A 14,849-nucleotide genomic window follows, 5' to 3' on the forward strand; every position below is an offset into this window, starting at 1 on the left:
ATAAAGTATATTCTTATGCAGTAGAAAAGTGTTTTCATCCAGTAGCGCGGATACGTTCGCGCCCTGTTTCTAAGGGTAAAGGACCAGCAGATGGCCGCAAACAAAAGAGATTATTATGAGGTGCTGGGGGTATCGCGCAGCGCATCAGACGACGAGATCAAAAAAGCGTTTCGCCGTCTTGCCAAGCAATATCACCCTGATGCAAATAAAGAGCAGGGAGCGGAAGCCCGCTTTATCGAGATCAATGAGGCGTATGAGGTTCTAAGCGACCAGCAGAAGCGTACCGCTTATGATCGTTATGGGCATGCTGGCGTGGGTAGTGGCGCTGGTGGTGCTGCGGGCTTCGATAATTTCGGTGGTTTTAGCAATCTTAATGATATCTTTGAAACCTTCTTTGCAGGCTCTACGGGTGGTCAGCGACGCTCTGGGCCACAGCGTGGCGCAGATTTACGTTATGAATTGACCATTTCTTTTGAAGAAGCTGTTTTTGGATGTCAAAAAGAGATTGAACTACCTCGCTGGGAAACCTGTTCGACCTGTCGTGGTAATGGCGCTCAGCCTGGGACCTCAACCCAGCGCTGTCCTTCCTGTCAGGGCTCTGGTGAGATTCGCCGGGTGCAGCAGTCGATTTTTGGTCAGTTTGTGAATGTGACGATGTGTGAGCGTTGTCGTGGCGAGGGCCGCATCATTACCACTCCTTGTGAGAAGTGCCGTGGCCAGGGTCGTGTGCGTAACAATCGCCGTGTCGTGGTGAATATCCCTGCCGGTGTGGATGATGGAATTAATGTACGTGTAACTGGTGAGGGTGAGGTGAGCGCTCGTGGCGGTACACCCGGTAACCTGTATGTGGTCTTGACTGTGAAACCGCACGAGTTCTTCAAACGCCAGGGGAATGATATCATTTATGAACTGCCGATCAGTTTTACACAGGCAGCCCTGGGCGATGAAGTAGAGGTGCCAACGGTGGATGGCAAGTCAACCATGCTGAAGATTCCTGCTGGTACGCAGAGCAATCGTTCGTTCCGTCTCAAAGGCATGGGTGTACCTGTTGTGCATAGCAGCGCGCGTGGCGATCAGCACGTCATCGTAAAGGTTGTTACTCCGACCAATCTGACAGCAGAGCAGCGCCAGCTGCTTGAAGAGTTTGCCCGTATCGAACACGAACAGAACGAACAGAATAATAAAAACATCTTCCGCGACCTATTTGAGAAAACGAAAGACGTTTTTCAATAGGCCCGGAAACGGTTATATCCAACCAATCCAACCTTCGAGGGGCAGGTAACCAAACAGACAATGGTTACCTGTCCCTCTTTGTGTATATTCACGTTCGAAAACCGATACCCGTAGGTTCGGCCCTTGCGGCCGATTTATCCCTTCACGCACGAAGACATGTGGCGTAGGATGGAGCAGAGGGGCGGCAATCGAAGGCAAGCCTCGAACCTACTGGAAACTTTAGCAAGCTGGCTGTATAGTGGGTAGTATAAAGAAAGGAAAGGTACACTGACAATATATGAACTGTGAAATGGTTCATTGACATAGGGTGCTCTATAGTGAATAATTACTTATGATCTGATTGTGCCCTGGTGTCACGCTTTTATTGTGCTCATAAAAGCAGAACATATCCATTTGCTTCTGGTTGCATTGTATATGGTGAGAGGCATCGCCTCAGGGTAGCAGCTTTTTTAGCATTGAGTGAGGGTCTCCATGAGTACAAATCAACGCCATCTTGGTCCGTACGAGCTACAGCAAAGGCTGAGTGGCACGCGTTATCATGAATCTTGGAAAGCCCGGGATCAACAACATCAACGCCAGGTAGAGATCACCATTTTGCATTTGCAGGAAACTAATGCAACCGCGTTAATATCGCGTTTTCTGTATGAGACTAAAAATCTTACCGCGCTTAATCATCCCAGTATCGCGAAGATTTACGAGGTGCAGGCTTTTACTTCCTCCGAGCAGTTTGAAACAATGGATGGCGCTGCGCAAAGCCACGCATATATTGTCAGGGAATATATCGATGGGATGTCGCTGGCCAATTATATCGATGCCACATCTCGGGTTGGCGATTTTCCTGCTTTGACCGATATTTATCGTATCCTGGCGCCGGCAAGCTCCGCCCTGGATTACGCTCATCAGCATGGCATCATTCATAGTCGTTTGAAGCCGACCCATATTTTGTTTACGCGGCCAGAGGCGCCAGAGGAGTCCCAGGGGGAGACAAAATTGGTTGGCTTCGGTATGCATAATATGCAATCGCCGCTTACACTTCCTGTAGAGGATGCAGCCTATATTTCACCTGAAGTTGCGCAGGGGCAAATGGTCAATACCCGCAGCGATATCTATACGCTCGGCGTGATACTTTATGAGCTCTGCACGGGGACATTGCCATTCCAGGGTGATACCACTTCAGATATGCTGCTGCAACATATTCATGCCGCGCCAATGTCGCCCGCTTTGATTAATCCTCAAATTGTGCCTGGTATGACCGCGATCATTTTGCGCTGCCTGGCTAAAGATCCCTCGGCCCGTTTCCCAACTGGCGCTGCTTTGACGGCTGCCCTCTCGAGGGTTGCAACTACTCCGAGTATGACGCGTATGGGACAATCAGATGCAGGCAGTAGTGGAAATCGTTTGACGCCCTGGTTTACACCAGCACAGGTAAAGATTGATGAGACCTATTTGAGTCCTCAGCGCTCTGAAAGGTTACCTGAGCCTACTGTGTCGGACGCGGAGACGCGCGAAAATGTAGCTGGCACATATCATATTGCCGATGTTCCCACTGCGCTACCGTCGGCACCGACCTCCTCCGTCAATGCTCTGACTCCCGATGGCAGCCATACGCCTTCACATACTGATGCTGTGGCGCATTCACCGCGCTCAGCTTCAGATCTGCTTTCGGCGATGGAGACCCAGAGGCTGCGGCCTGAATCGCATGGTAACACGCCTGTGCAGGCTGCGCCACCTGCATTGCCGCCGGGTCCACCGCATCTTCCTGCGCGCGGAGCTGGTTTCTGGCGTACTTCACGTGGGAAAAGGCTAACTATTGTCGTCTCAGCCTTGCTATGCCTGGCAGTGATTGCCGCAGGCCTGGCTGCCTTTTTTACCTCTCAGCATTATGGTATCGCGGCACCCTCGCTTTCCGGGCATGCCTTCTTTGTGAGTAGCGGTTTGCTGGACCCCAATAATCCAAAGGGCATCGTCGACGGGTTACAGATAGATCTAACTAATATTCCAGCACCCGCGCCTGGTAAGAGCTACTATGCCTGGCTGTTGGGGGATACGGATACGAGTATCGCGGCACCTCCCCTTGCGCTCGGTACACTCTCGCTTCTCAATGGACATGTCTCTAATGCGTACAATAGTCCCCAGAACGACAATCTCTTATCGCGCTATAGCCGTTTTCTGGTAACGGAAGAAGATGCGGTCGCACCGCCAACTAATCCCTCGCTGGATACCTCGACATGGCGCTATGGGGCCGTTTTCTCGCGCGTGCCCAGTCCCGAGGATACGCAGAATCATTTTAGCCTGTTGGATCATTTGCGGCACCTGCTGGCACAAGATCCCAAACTGGCTAAAGTAGGACTTACAGGTGGCCTGGATATCTGGCTTTTCCGCAATAGCTTGAAAGTGCTGGAATGGTCAGGTAGCGCTCGCGATGCCTATAACAGTGGCGACACCGGCCTGATACAGCGGCAGGCTGTGCGTATTCTGGATTATCTGGATGGGACGCAGTATGTGCAGACCGAGAATATTCCATCCACCCTCGCGCCGGTACTGGTGGATCCCAAAATCGCGCGCGTAGCTCTACTGGAGGTGAGTCAGAGCCAGGAGCCTCCCGGTTACTTAAAGCATATCGGCAACCATTTGCGCGAAATTACGAATTCGCCCAATGTGAACGTATCACAGAAGCAGCTAGCTACAGAGATCAATCGGGCAATCAACAATGTCCAGGCATGGTATCTGGGCGTGCATGATGATGCGGCGCAGCTTATCCATATGAACCCTGCGCAGTTGCGCCAGGCGAGTACACTGGCGACACTCAACCATATGTTTAAACTGGCTAATAATGCCTTTGTGGGGGAGACCGATTCAGCCACTAACCAGGTGAAAGAAGGCGTTTCACAGATTCACTACAAAGCCCAACGTCTGGCAACTTTTGACATTGTAGCATGTAACGATAATGAGATTACCAGGCCCTGCGTTTAGTCGCAGTACAGAGAGAGGATATATTCATGAATAGTGCTCTTCCTCAGCGTCTGGATAAATACGAACTCATTGAACGTCTGGGCCACGGGGGCGTGGCAGAGGTCTGGAAGGCGTTGGATACCCAGCTACAGCGCTATGTGGCGATCAAGATGCTGCACCCCAATTTGCGCGAGGATCCACATTTTATCGCCCGCTTCCAGCGCGAGGCTCAGCTGATTGCTGCTCTGCATCATCCTAATATCGTGCAGATCCATGATTTTCAAATTTATCAGCCCTCCACAACGGAGGCCTCAACATATTTTCCGCTGGCTTACATGGTGATGGATTATGTTGAGGGCCAGACGCTGGCTGAGTACATCTATGAGACATCCAGTGTCGGCAAAGTACCCGCGCCTGCCAGGATTGTGAATCTCTTTACTTCGATCAGCCTGGCGATTGATTATGCCCATAGTAAGGGGATGATTCACCGCGATATCAAGCCCGCCAATATTTTGTTGGATAAGCGCAACACCGCACGCAATCCAATGGGAGAGCCGATCCTGACCGATTTTGGCGTGGCCAAGCTGCTCAGTTCTCTGACCAACACCCAGAGCGGTGTACAGCTGGGGACGCCGCTCTATATATCGCCAGAGCAGGCCAAAGGTATGCAAGGCGATGAACGAAGCGATCTCTATTCGCTGGGTATTATCCTGTATGAGCTGGTGACCGGCGTGCTTCCATTCCGTGGTGATACCCCTGTGGAAGTGATTATGCAGCATGTCCATGCAACGCCGATCTCTCCGACCATGATTAATCCAAACATTCCACCAGCCCTGGTGCAGGTGATCAAGCGTAGCATTGCCAAGAATCCCGATGAGCGCTATGCCAGCGCATCAGAAATGACGGTTGCCATTGCCCGGGCGCTGGATACCCCTGTGCCCGAAATCCTGGGACAACCGACAAGTATCGAGGTATTAGATTACACCAAACCCGTTTCCCATCCATCAGACTCGATGCACTTTGCGACCTCGGCCACTGGTGAGCAGACGCGGGTTTCTGCTCCCAACAGGGAACCAGCGTCTTCCAGCGGCAATGCCGGTGTCTCTGAACCGATGACCGTCGCGGCCACTCCCCGGTCGGCTCCAGGTGCTCCGGCGCCTCCTTCCCGCACGCCAGGCGTTGGCGCCAATACTCCCGCCTTTGTGCATAATGGTAATCGACCATCTGGTGACCGGCGGCGCGTGCCCACTAAATACGTGATCGGCACCGTTGTATTGCTTGTGCTGTTGATTATTGGAGGGCTGTCTGCCTTCTTTATCTGGCCATCGTATGCAGCTTTGTCGGCCCAGCCAGGTGGACATGCTTTCTATGTCAGTAGTGGGCTGACATCTATGAATAGCTCCCAGGGGATTGCGGACCAACTACAAATTGATCTGCAGAATGTGCCGCCTCCACAGGAGGGCAAGAGTTATCATGCCTGGTTGTTGGGCGACATAGATCCTTTGCGACGGGATGATTTGACCGGACCCTTACCAATCAAGCCACCACTGTTATTGACAAAGAGCCTGCCGGTACAGAACGGGCATATCCACTATCTCTATCCGGGTAATGCCCGGCATGATAATCTTTTGTCCGCTACCAGCCGTTTGTTGATTACCGAGGAAGATGCCAGTAGTGCCAATGCGGCTCCATCGAATGATTCTGCTAAATGGAAATATTATGCAGCTTTGCCACAGAAGCCGATCGCGCAAGATGCGGCCGCGTTCAGCGCGTTGATCCATATTCGGCATCTGTTCTATAACGAGGTAGATATTAGCGTCCTTGGCCTGCCAGGAGGGTTAGATAACTGGCTGTTTAAAAACACCGAAAAGCTGCTGGAGTGGTCGGTGAGCGCGCGCGATAACTGGCATGGAGCGCAAACCAATAGCTCTGAAATTGGTTTGATGCGTAACCAGTTTATCAGTCAATTAGATTACCTGGATGGCTTGAAGAATGTGCATGTAGATATGCCGACTAACACGCCGGTGATGGCTGATTCGGTCGCTGCTACCGTGGGACTACTAACTGTTGATCCCGCCCATCAAGGAGGGGATTTTAACAAGATCAATCCGCTGGGCTATACGGATCATACGCAGTTTCACGTGGCCCAGGTGGCTAAAGCCAGTGACATTACGCCAGAGACGCGTCAGCGGGCCGCCCATATTGTTGAGGCGTTGCAGAATGTCAACTCCTGGCTTAGAACGGTGCGGCAGGATGCGGTCAAGCTCTTTAATAGCACGCCAGATCAACTAAAGCAGGAGGATGCAGGTCGTACGCTGGATGATATGGTGACTCTGACAACGTACGCGTATATCGGCAAGCTGGATCCAGTGACCAACCAGGTACATCCAGGAGTGACGCAGGTCCATCAAGATATCCAGCAGCTGGCTACCTTTACGTTCACCAAGCAGATGCCTGCGCACCTTTAACATAGTTGGAGTTAACATAATTGGAGTCGCATGTATGGGTATAGAGCCTCGTTACCTTGGACAATACCAGATGCTTGAATGCATTGCCCATGGTGGCATGGGCGAGGTATGGAAAGCTGTGGATACCCATTTACAGCGTACTGTGGCGATCAAGCTATTGTTGTCCAATTGGCGTAATTCGGCTGGCTTCGTCGCGCGCTTCCAGGGCGAAGCCAGGTTGATTGCGTCCCTGCGCCATCCAAATATTATCAATATTCACAATTTTGCCATCGAAGAGCGTCCTGGTGAGCCACCGTTGCTCTATATGGTCATGGATTACGTTGAGGGACAGACGCTGGCGCAGTACCTGGTCGCTACCTCTAAACTTGGCTTGTTTCCGCCCGCCGAGGATATTATCTATCTATTCTCGGCGCTAGCCCAGGCCATCGATTACGCCCATGGTCGAGGTATGATCCATCGTGATATCAAGCCTGCCAATATTTTATTGGATCAGCGGGACACCAAACAGAGGTCAATGGGTGTGCCAGTTATTACCGATTTTGGGATTGCGCGCCGCCAGGGGGTCTCGGGTGGCACCGTGATCGGCAGCGTTGTCGGGACACCACTCTATGTAGCTCCTGAGCAGGCTCTGGGCATGTATGAAGAGAAGCGCAGCGATCTCTATTCGCTAGGAATTATCTTGTATGAGACCCTGACGGGCATCCCGCCTTTTCGGGGGGATAGCATGTTGAATGTGATCATGCAACACGTCAATCAGGCACCTACACCTCCAGAACGATTGAATAAAGCTGTGAGTGCGGAGACTTCAGCGGTCATTTTAAAGAGTATTGCCAAGAAGCCGGAAGATCGTTTTTGCAGCGCATCTGAAATGGTGATAGCGCTGGCTGAGGCATTTAAGCTTCCGGCCCCTGAGCCTTTAATACAAAATCTGCGTAGCATGCCGCCGCATGCAGCGATCTCTCTTTCTTATGTTCCTCCTCTGATGATGGCCAATGAGCAGGCTGCGCAGCCGCGAACGGCCGAGACGCCGCCGTCAACGCAGGCTGCGCATCCCATAGATAGGCAAGAGGCGGGCACACGATCAATGGTGCAGACCGACGCGATTCGTAGCCTGACGGATATGGCGTCCGTTTCTGCGGCGCCCACTCAGATTTCTGGGCCACAGCAGGCAGCGGGACCCCCATCTTCAGCACAACCCTCCAGGCTGCGCCTTAAACATCCAGGCTGGCTGGCTGGTATGCTTGGTCTGGCTGTACTGCTGCTTGTCCTGGGAATTGCTGGCCGCTTATGGCTGTTTGCGCCTCCGGCTAGCCCGATTATTCCCCATGGCAAGGTGCAATTTAGCCATGGTTTGGGCGCCAAACATTATAATCAGTTGCAGATCACTATGCAGAACGTTCCTAATCCACCGGGTGGCAAAGTTTATTATGCCTGGATTGATGCTGCGACTAGTGAGAGCTATATTCCACACTGGCAGTTGAAGGCGCAGCAGAAGCAGATCCATACGGGCCTGCTGTCAGATGACAAGGTGACTAACTTGTTGACTCCCGATGCGCTCTTTTTGATTACGCTGGAAGACGCCTCGAATCCTCATATCCTGGTCCCGGCCATTGATATACACGCGCGCCTCTATTATGCTGAGCTTTCGCCACAAAAGGAAGCAACCTTTGACATCAAAGTCTGCCCCCCCAGTGCTGATACATCGCCATGCATCTGACCAGGATTGGCCGTTACCGGCGGCGTTTGGCCATCTGTTCTTCAGTAGTACCTCCGGTTACCAGTTCATATAGCAGTGCCTGCCCGACTTTTGGACGCAGAATGCGGCCCAGGCGCTGAATGTATTCTCGTTTGGTACTATTGCCGCTGACAATGATGGCCACCCGGCAATCGGGGACATCCACTCCTTCGTTTAAGACGCGTCCTGTGGCCAGCTTGGTATATTCACCACTACGAAAGCGTTCCAGGATCAGGCGGCGCTCCTCGGTTGGTGTTTTGTAGGTGATGCTGGGAATGCAGAAGCGGCGGCTGATCTCATCTACCACATAGTTATATTCTGAAAAGAGAATGACCTGGTCGCTGCTATGTTCGTGCAGCAAACGTTCAATTTCCGTGTACTTGGCCGGGGCATTCATGGCGATATTGCGCGCCTCTCGCCAGGCCAGCATCGCTTCGCGCGCCTCTGGATCGCGGGCGCTCATATAGATGATCTTCTGCTGAAAATCTTCTGGATTACGGATCACGATGCGCCGCCGCTGGAGAAACGAGCGATAGAGGCGCCGTTGCTCTGCATAGCGTTCCTGATCCTCAGCGGCTAGCGCGATATCGATGACTTTTTCCTGATATTGGGCCAGGAAGCGTCCCTCGGTCAATTCCGCTGGCGAGCGCCGATAGACTTCCGGACCGATCAGTTCTTCTAGTTCCACATGCGCCATATCGCTGCGCTCTGGTGTGGCGCTGAGTCCCAGCCGTAGGGGAGTAAAGGCGCTTTCAGCGATCAGACGATAGGTGGGGGCAGGCAAGTGATGGCACTCATCGAAGATCAGCAGACCAAACTGGCGCAGCTCTCGTGGATATAAGGCCGCCGAATCATAGGTAATGATCGTGATGGGCTTTAGCTCTTTTTCTCCGCCACCAAACATGCCAATCTCTTTAGCAGGCAGGGACAGTGCCGCCGCCAGTGCCGCCCGCCACTGTTGGAGCAAATCAATGGTTGGCACCACTGCTAGCGTCCACAGGCCCGTTGCATGGATGGCCATCGCGGCTACAAAAGTTTTGCCCGCCCCGGTTGGCAGTACCACTACGCCACGCTGTTGTGCCAGCCAGGCCTTCAATGCATCCTGCTGGTATGGTCGTGCCTCCATTGCCAGTGTTGTCTTAAATGGTAAGGCTGGCCGCTCATCGAAGGCGATCCGAAAAGGCGTATGTTGCTGCTGCAGGGCCAGCTTGACGGAGATCAAGTGCATGGGTAGGCTGCGTAAACATTGTCCACGTTTATCCCATTCTATGCCCTGCGTAATCTCTAGCGGCAAGTATGGTCCAAACAGCGCAGCAATCAATTCCTGGCGCCCCATCGCCACCATCTCAGGTGGCGGAATAATCGCCAGATCGCGGCCGCGCTGATTAATAACTGTAGGTGCGCCCATTGCAGGCGCTTTGATTTGATGCATATCGTAATTATTGTTTCTTTTTCAAACGAAAAGGTTAAAAAGCGCCCGCAAGAGGCGCGCCTATTTGCTTCGTTCCTGATTGAAATATATTGGCTCTTGCTCCTCCCCTTTATAAACATTCTATTTGTTCAACCCATAATTGGCAACAACTGAAGAGCCACCACAATAAACTTTATTCACAAACATAGATAGAGACTATTGAATTAAGGAACATAATATAGTATTATCCTGTAGTGGAATACATTTTGATATTTTTTATGGTAAGAAATGTGGCGGAGGTTGTCCTGCATGCAAACTTTAAGCAAATTTCTCTCCTATAAGATCAAAACCATTGCTATTGTTGATAGTTCATCTTCTGGACCCGAAGTAACTCTACCCTACTGGGATGCAGAAATTGCCGGCTTTTCCACTGTCCATGTACCTCAGGAGTTGCAGACTATTCCCGAAATCGTGGCTTTTATCCAGGAGCACGCGCAGGCTGCTATCTGTTCGCATCGCCTGGGTTCATACCAGGCGCCACTGTTTTATGGAGCTGAACTAGCGGCCTCCCTTTATGATGCTGGCATCCCTACGTTGCTTGTGACCCAATATCTAGAAATCGATCAGCATTCATCCATCCGTCGCTGGCGTGATAAACTGCCGGTAGTCTTGCATTTACGTGAGTTCGATTTTTCGACGCTGCGCCATTATCTTGATTTATGTGTCAGTGAGTTGCAGGGCCATATTCCCGATTCGCGTATCCCCTACCGGGTGATGGTAGGCGTTGAGCATGTAGAGGGCGTGGCTGGAGACCAGTATGTTGATGTATCGATCGACTATTGGGATCGCTATCAGCGTATCCGTATGCCGATCGAAGTCTTTCCAGCCGAATTGCGGGATCAAATTGAGCCGGGCACCTGGTTGTTTGCGATGGTAAATGTAGGAGCGCAGTTCGCGCACGAGCTCTATTTCCGCGACTTCACGCTGGCGCCCGAGCCGCAATTTGATGAAAGCCTGACCTATTGTGTCAATGTCCTGGACGACATCAATGAGAGCGAAAATCCTTTTTTATGGTTTGAGAAGCAGCAGGTCTATGCGCATCAACTGGAAATAGAGGTGTTTGGTGCCAGTAAAGATCTCTATAACTAGCACCAATTTGCTTAGACGACTAGGGGGTGGGGTGTTGGAGGCCTATACGCTCCTGTAGAGCTGTTGCCACGCTATACGGGTCGCTCTCTCGCCTGGTAACGTCCTCGATCAGCTTGTTCCATTCCTCATTCCCTACCGCGGCCTGCAGGGTTTTAGCGACTGATTGCAAGATCAGGTTCTGGATCTCGCTATGAATCTGGCGCTGTGCCCGTTGGGTCAGCATGCCACTTTCCTTCAAGTAGTTCTGGTGTTTCTGAATGGCAGCTATCAGCTCGGGAATCCCTTGCTCTTTCAGTGCAGAGGTTTTGATCACAGGAATACGCCAGGCGGAATGACGGCGATTGGGATCCAGGCTCAAAAGCATGGTAAGCTCGGCCGCCGTCTGATCTGCTCCCGCTTTGTCGGCTTTGCTGACCACAAAAATATCGGCGATTTCAAGAATACCGGCCTTAATGGCCTGAATGTCATCGCCCATACCCGGTGCCATTGTCACCAGGACTGTCTGGGCTGTACGCATGATCTCGACTTCGGCCTGGCCGGTACCGACTGTCTCAATGATGATAGGATCGTAGCCGGCGGCATCCATTGCCCGTACCACGTCGCGGGTTGCCGTTGACAGTCCACCCAGGTGTCCACGGCTGGCCATGCTGCGAATAAAGACGTTGGGATCGCCAGCCAGTTCCATCATACGAATGCGATCGCCCAGGATGGCGCCGCCGCTAAATGGACTGCTGGGATCGACTGCGATGATACCAACTTTACGTCCCTGTTGGCGCAGCTCGCGCACCATACGGGTGACCAGCGTGCTTTTACCAGCGCCCGGTGAGCCGGTAACACCAACGATATGGGCTTTCCCGCTGTGCTGGTGCAACTCCGCCAGGTAAGTATGGGCCTGGGGCAGCTCATTCTCAATCAATGTGACCATGCGCGCCAGCGCCCGACGATCTCCTTGTAGCAGGCGTTCAACGATGTTTTTCACGCCTACTCCTATACTTCTGTGGTCAGGCGTTCGGCCTGGATGTTTTCTCGCACAAAAGTAATAATTTCTTCTGTCGAGGTTCCTGGTCCGAAACAGCCTTTGATGCCCATATTTTTAATAGCAGGAATATCTTCATCAGGCAGAATACCACCAGCTGCGATCAATACATCATCAACATCATTCTGCTTGAGGAGCTCTATGATTTTGGGGAACAGGGCCATATGGGCGCCTGATAGGATACTCAATAAGATCGCATCTACATCCTCTTGAATGGCGGTTTCCACGATCATTTCTGGCGTCTGGCGAATACCGGTATAAATAACTTCCATGCCTGCATCCCGCAGAGCCCGGGCGATAATTTTCGCGCCCCGATCGTGCCCATCAAGTCCTGGTTTGGCCACCAGAACACGGATTAGGCGAGTTGCCTGATTCTCAACCATACAAACTGACTCCTTCGTCAACAACGTCGTGAGGCGGGTCGGGCACTCGCCTCTGCTGGAGAGCTATCTCGTAGAGCGCGCAAATCGCTCGCTCTTGTTCTTCATACAGCTCGTAGCTTTGTGCTTTCAATTCTACAACGGAGGATGATTTGCTGCAAGCATGCATTAAGAGTTTGGCCCTGTCGATGATTTGTTCTTTTTCCGTGTACGCCGCCTGAGCTGGTACGGGCAATTGCGCCAGGACGTGTTGCTCGATTTGGGGCTGCACCCATTTGTAGGCGGTGTGCAGGGCATAGAGGTAGTCTTGCAGGATGCGGGAATTGAGGAGCGCCATCAAGAAATAAAGCTCATCCTCAGCACTGAATAGCGCCTGTGTTTCTGGCTGGCTGGTTGGATTGGCGCTCAACTGCAGCATGTAGAGCGTCTGCAGGACCACATGTCCCTGGGTGTCGAGAGTGGCCTGCAGGCGTCCAGCGCTTTTAACCAGGAGGATTTTCGGTGCCAGATAGCGATCCAGCGGCTTCACGATCTGTTCGCGCGCGATCCAGCAGCTCGCTGTCGGTATTGCATATGGGTGTATATCTATACCACCACGCAGAACGGGATACCATTTAAGCTCATTGGGCTGGGGGGCGCTGCTTTTAAGGAGCGCGCTCTCCTTACCCAGTTCTTCGCCGCGCCTGATCAGGACATATTCGCCCAGGCAAGCCAGGGTACGCGGGGTCTGAGAATTACCCTGCATATGCAGCTGACGTTGTAGGCGTTCAATAATGGTGCCTTTGATGGTGCTGAGCAGATAGCGCAGCTCTGCTCCTGGTTGCTGGCTTAACAGATCCTGCGATACGGTGGTGACCATCTGTAGTGGTAGACTGACCTTGTCTGCTGCCTGGGCCGGCACTGCATCAATCCAGCGCTCCCTTCTCCAGTTGATCTGATGATGGGTATGCGGTGGGGTTTTCTGGGCGATAATCACGACCGCCCCGACATAGGCCGCGAACACATCGGCCAGGTGCCAGATATGGTGGATCGTTGTTTCGGCCAGCAGGCGTTGCCGCTCCTGCGTTGCATTACTGCGAGCCAGCACCGGATCGGGCAAGACCAGTCCGATCCAGCCACCAGGACGTACTACCTGCAAGGCCATGTTGAGAAAGAGAAGATAACTGTCGACCTGACCACGTAGGTGGGTCGAGCGATAGCCACTCAGATCGTTGTTCTTGGCTGCCAGATAGGGTGGATTGGCCAGGAAGAGATCGACGTGTTTACATTGTTGCCAGGGAAAAGCCAGGCCGTCAGCCTGGTGGATATGCAATCGGTGCAGCGCCTGGCTACGAGGATAGCAGCTATTAAAGGTTGCATGCATCTGGAGCTCGGCCAGCATACAGGCAATGGGATCGGGATCGAAGCCCCAGATATTGTGATGGGTATATCTGGCTAAAGTGCGTGCAGAGAGACCGACCTGTTTCCCATAACTGAGCAACCGGCGGCTGGCGGCAGCTAAAAAATTACCACTCCCACAGGCCGGGTCCAGCACACGTATGCCTGAAAGATCTTTATCAGGCGTGTAGCCACATGCATCGAGTACCTGCTCTACCAGCAGAGGGGGTGTCGAAAAATGACCACGCAATTTGCGCTCTCGTTGTGGCAAGCTGGCTTCATACCAATGCAGAAGATCATGCTGTTGTGTCATTGGCGGACGAGCGTTTATCTTTCTTTTGCAGCAGTTGCAGGGCTTCACGAGCGGCTAAACGTCCAGCCTCTTTAATGCTGGATGCTTTCCCCGTTCCTATAAGTTGCTCTTGCTCAAATACTCCAACCAGAAACACGCGGTCATTGTGGCGGCCACTTTGCTCAAGCACCCGGTAACGTGGTAAATGACCCGTGCGCTGCAGAATTACTTTTTGTAGGCGTCCTTTGGGATTTGTATCAATGGCATGGGAGCTTACTAACTCTATCATGGGGAAAATTGTGCGCGTCACAAACTCGCGCGCTCTCTCCGTGCCCTGATCGATATGAATCGCTCCCACAATGGCCTCCAGTACATCGGCGCAAAGAGAATCGCGGGAACGATCATTGAATGTGCGCAGGTTGGCAATATCGACGCAGATAAATGGGAAGAGCCCCAACTGTTGACCTACACGCGCCAGTACACGGCGACTGACCACCTCTGATTTTACAGCCGTCATCTCTCCTTCAGAGGCATCGGGGTGGGTGCGATAGATGTACTCTACCACATGGGCGCTAATAATGGCGTCACCCAGAAATTCCAGCGTATCGTATGAATCGCGCACAGCTGTATCCGGGCAACACGAATGATGTGTAATCGCCCGGCGCAAAAGGGTACGATCATGGAACGTAACCTGGAGTAATAATTCCAGCGCGGTAAGATTGTCTACGATATCTGCGTCGTTCATATTTCTTATTATATCTCAGTTATAGGAAGAGCGTCGAGTATGATCGTTTCGGTTAATTCCTCCTCCCTTCT

The 14,849-nt window shown here is 52.3% G+C and carries 10 protein-coding genes; 5 read left to right on the forward strand and 5 right to left on the reverse strand.

The window, feature by feature from the left end:
* Nucleotides 1-90: 90 nt before the first annotated feature.
* From dnaJ to JMI88_RS34040, 4 genes are all read left to right on the forward strand, one after another.
* Nucleotides 91-1,233, forward strand: a complete 1,143-nt coding sequence (gene dnaJ, locus JMI88_RS34025) for a molecular chaperone DnaJ (protein WP_201366485.1) — start codon at nt 91-93, stop codon at nt 1,231-1,233.
* Nucleotides 1,234-1,704: 471 nt separating this feature from the next.
* Nucleotides 1,705-4,206: a serine/threonine protein kinase gene (locus JMI88_RS34030; RefSeq protein WP_201366486.1), complete on the forward strand. Its 2,502-nt coding sequence runs from the start codon at nt 1,705-1,707 to the stop codon at nt 4,204-4,206.
* Nucleotides 4,207-4,232: 26 nt separating this feature from the next.
* Nucleotides 4,233-6,653 carry a protein kinase domain-containing protein gene (locus JMI88_RS34035; protein WP_201366487.1) on the forward strand — a complete coding sequence of 807 codons (2,421 nt, stop codon included), beginning with the start codon at nt 4,233-4,235 and terminating at the stop codon, nt 6,651-6,653.
* A gap of 34 nt (nt 6,654-6,687) precedes the next feature.
* Nucleotides 6,688-8,370, forward strand: a complete 1,683-nt coding sequence (locus JMI88_RS34040; protein ID WP_201366488.1) for a serine/threonine protein kinase — start codon at nt 6,688-6,690, stop codon at nt 8,368-8,370.
* A gap of 13 nt (nt 8,371-8,383) precedes the next feature.
* Here the strand turns inward: JMI88_RS34040 and JMI88_RS34045 are convergent, their stop codons facing one another.
* Nucleotides 8,384-9,796, reverse strand: coding sequence for a DEAD/DEAH box helicase (locus tag JMI88_RS34045; protein ID WP_236023187.1), 1,413 nt, complete (start codon nt 9,794-9,796; stop codon nt 8,384-8,386).
* 312 nt (nt 9,797-10,108) lie between these two features.
* Here JMI88_RS34045 and JMI88_RS34050 point away from each other — a divergent pair, with 312 nt between their 5' ends.
* Nucleotides 10,109-10,948 carry a hypothetical protein gene (locus JMI88_RS34050; protein ID WP_201366489.1) on the forward strand — a complete coding sequence of 280 codons (840 nt, stop codon included), beginning with the start codon at nt 10,109-10,111 and terminating at the stop codon, nt 10,946-10,948.
* A gap of 19 nt (nt 10,949-10,967) precedes the next feature.
* Here JMI88_RS34050 and meaB read toward each other — a convergent pair whose 3' ends face one another.
* The 4 genes from meaB to rnc are packed head-to-tail and all read right to left on the reverse strand — an operon-like array spanning nt 10,968 to nt 14,778.
* Nucleotides 10,968-11,927: a methylmalonyl Co-A mutase-associated GTPase MeaB gene (gene meaB / locus JMI88_RS34055; protein WP_201366490.1), complete on the reverse strand. Its 960-nt coding sequence runs from the start codon at nt 11,925-11,927 to the stop codon at nt 10,968-10,970.
* Nucleotides 11,928-11,935: 8 nt separating this feature from the next.
* On the reverse strand, nt 11,936-12,367 hold the full coding sequence (locus JMI88_RS34060) for a cobalamin B12-binding domain-containing protein (RefSeq protein ID WP_201366491.1): 432 nt from the start codon (nt 12,365-12,367) through the stop codon (nt 11,936-11,938).
* On the reverse strand, nt 12,360-14,054 hold the full coding sequence (locus tag JMI88_RS34065; RefSeq protein WP_201366492.1) for an N-6 DNA methylase family protein: 1,695 nt from the start codon (nt 14,052-14,054) through the stop codon (nt 12,360-12,362). Before JMI88_RS34065 ends, JMI88_RS34060 begins: the two co-directional genes overlap by 8 nt.
* Nucleotides 14,038-14,778, reverse strand: coding sequence for a ribonuclease III (gene rnc, locus JMI88_RS34070; protein ID WP_201366493.1), 741 nt, complete (start codon nt 14,776-14,778; stop codon nt 14,038-14,040). The genes JMI88_RS34065 and rnc overlap by 17 nt, the downstream gene beginning before the upstream one ends.
* Nucleotides 14,779-14,849: the final 71 nt, after the last annotated feature.

The organism is Dictyobacter formicarum, assembly GCF_016587435.1.

Excerpts from the sequence above, each read along its gene's own strand:
- JMI88_RS34065 (WP_201366492.1), bottom strand. The coding sequence starts at position 14,054 with ATGACACAACAGCATGATCTTCTGCATTGGTATGAAGCCAGCTTGCCA.
- dnaJ (WP_201366485.1), top strand. The coding sequence starts at position 91 with ATGGCCGCAAACAAAAGAGATTATTATGAGGTGCTGGGGGTATCGCGC.
- JMI88_RS34040 (WP_201366488.1), top strand. The coding sequence starts at position 6,688 with ATGGGTATAGAGCCTCGTTACCTTGGACAATACCAGATGCTTGAATGC.
- JMI88_RS34050 (WP_201366489.1), top strand. The coding sequence starts at position 10,109 with ATGCAAACTTTAAGCAAATTTCTCTCCTATAAGATCAAAACCATTGCT.
- JMI88_RS34060 (WP_201366491.1), bottom strand. The coding sequence starts at position 12,367 with ATGGTTGAGAATCAGGCAACTCGCCTAATCCGTGTTCTGGTGGCCAAA.
- JMI88_RS34035 (WP_201366487.1), top strand. The coding sequence starts at position 4,233 with ATGAATAGTGCTCTTCCTCAGCGTCTGGATAAATACGAACTCATTGAA.
- rnc (WP_201366493.1), bottom strand. The coding sequence starts at position 14,778 with ATGAACGACGCAGATATCGTAGACAATCTTACCGCGCTGGAATTATTA.
- JMI88_RS34030 (WP_201366486.1), top strand. The coding sequence starts at position 1,705 with ATGAGTACAAATCAACGCCATCTTGGTCCGTACGAGCTACAGCAAAGG.
- JMI88_RS34045 (WP_236023187.1), bottom strand. The coding sequence starts at position 9,796 with ATGGGCGCACCTACAGTTATTAATCAGCGCGGCCGCGATCTGGCGATT.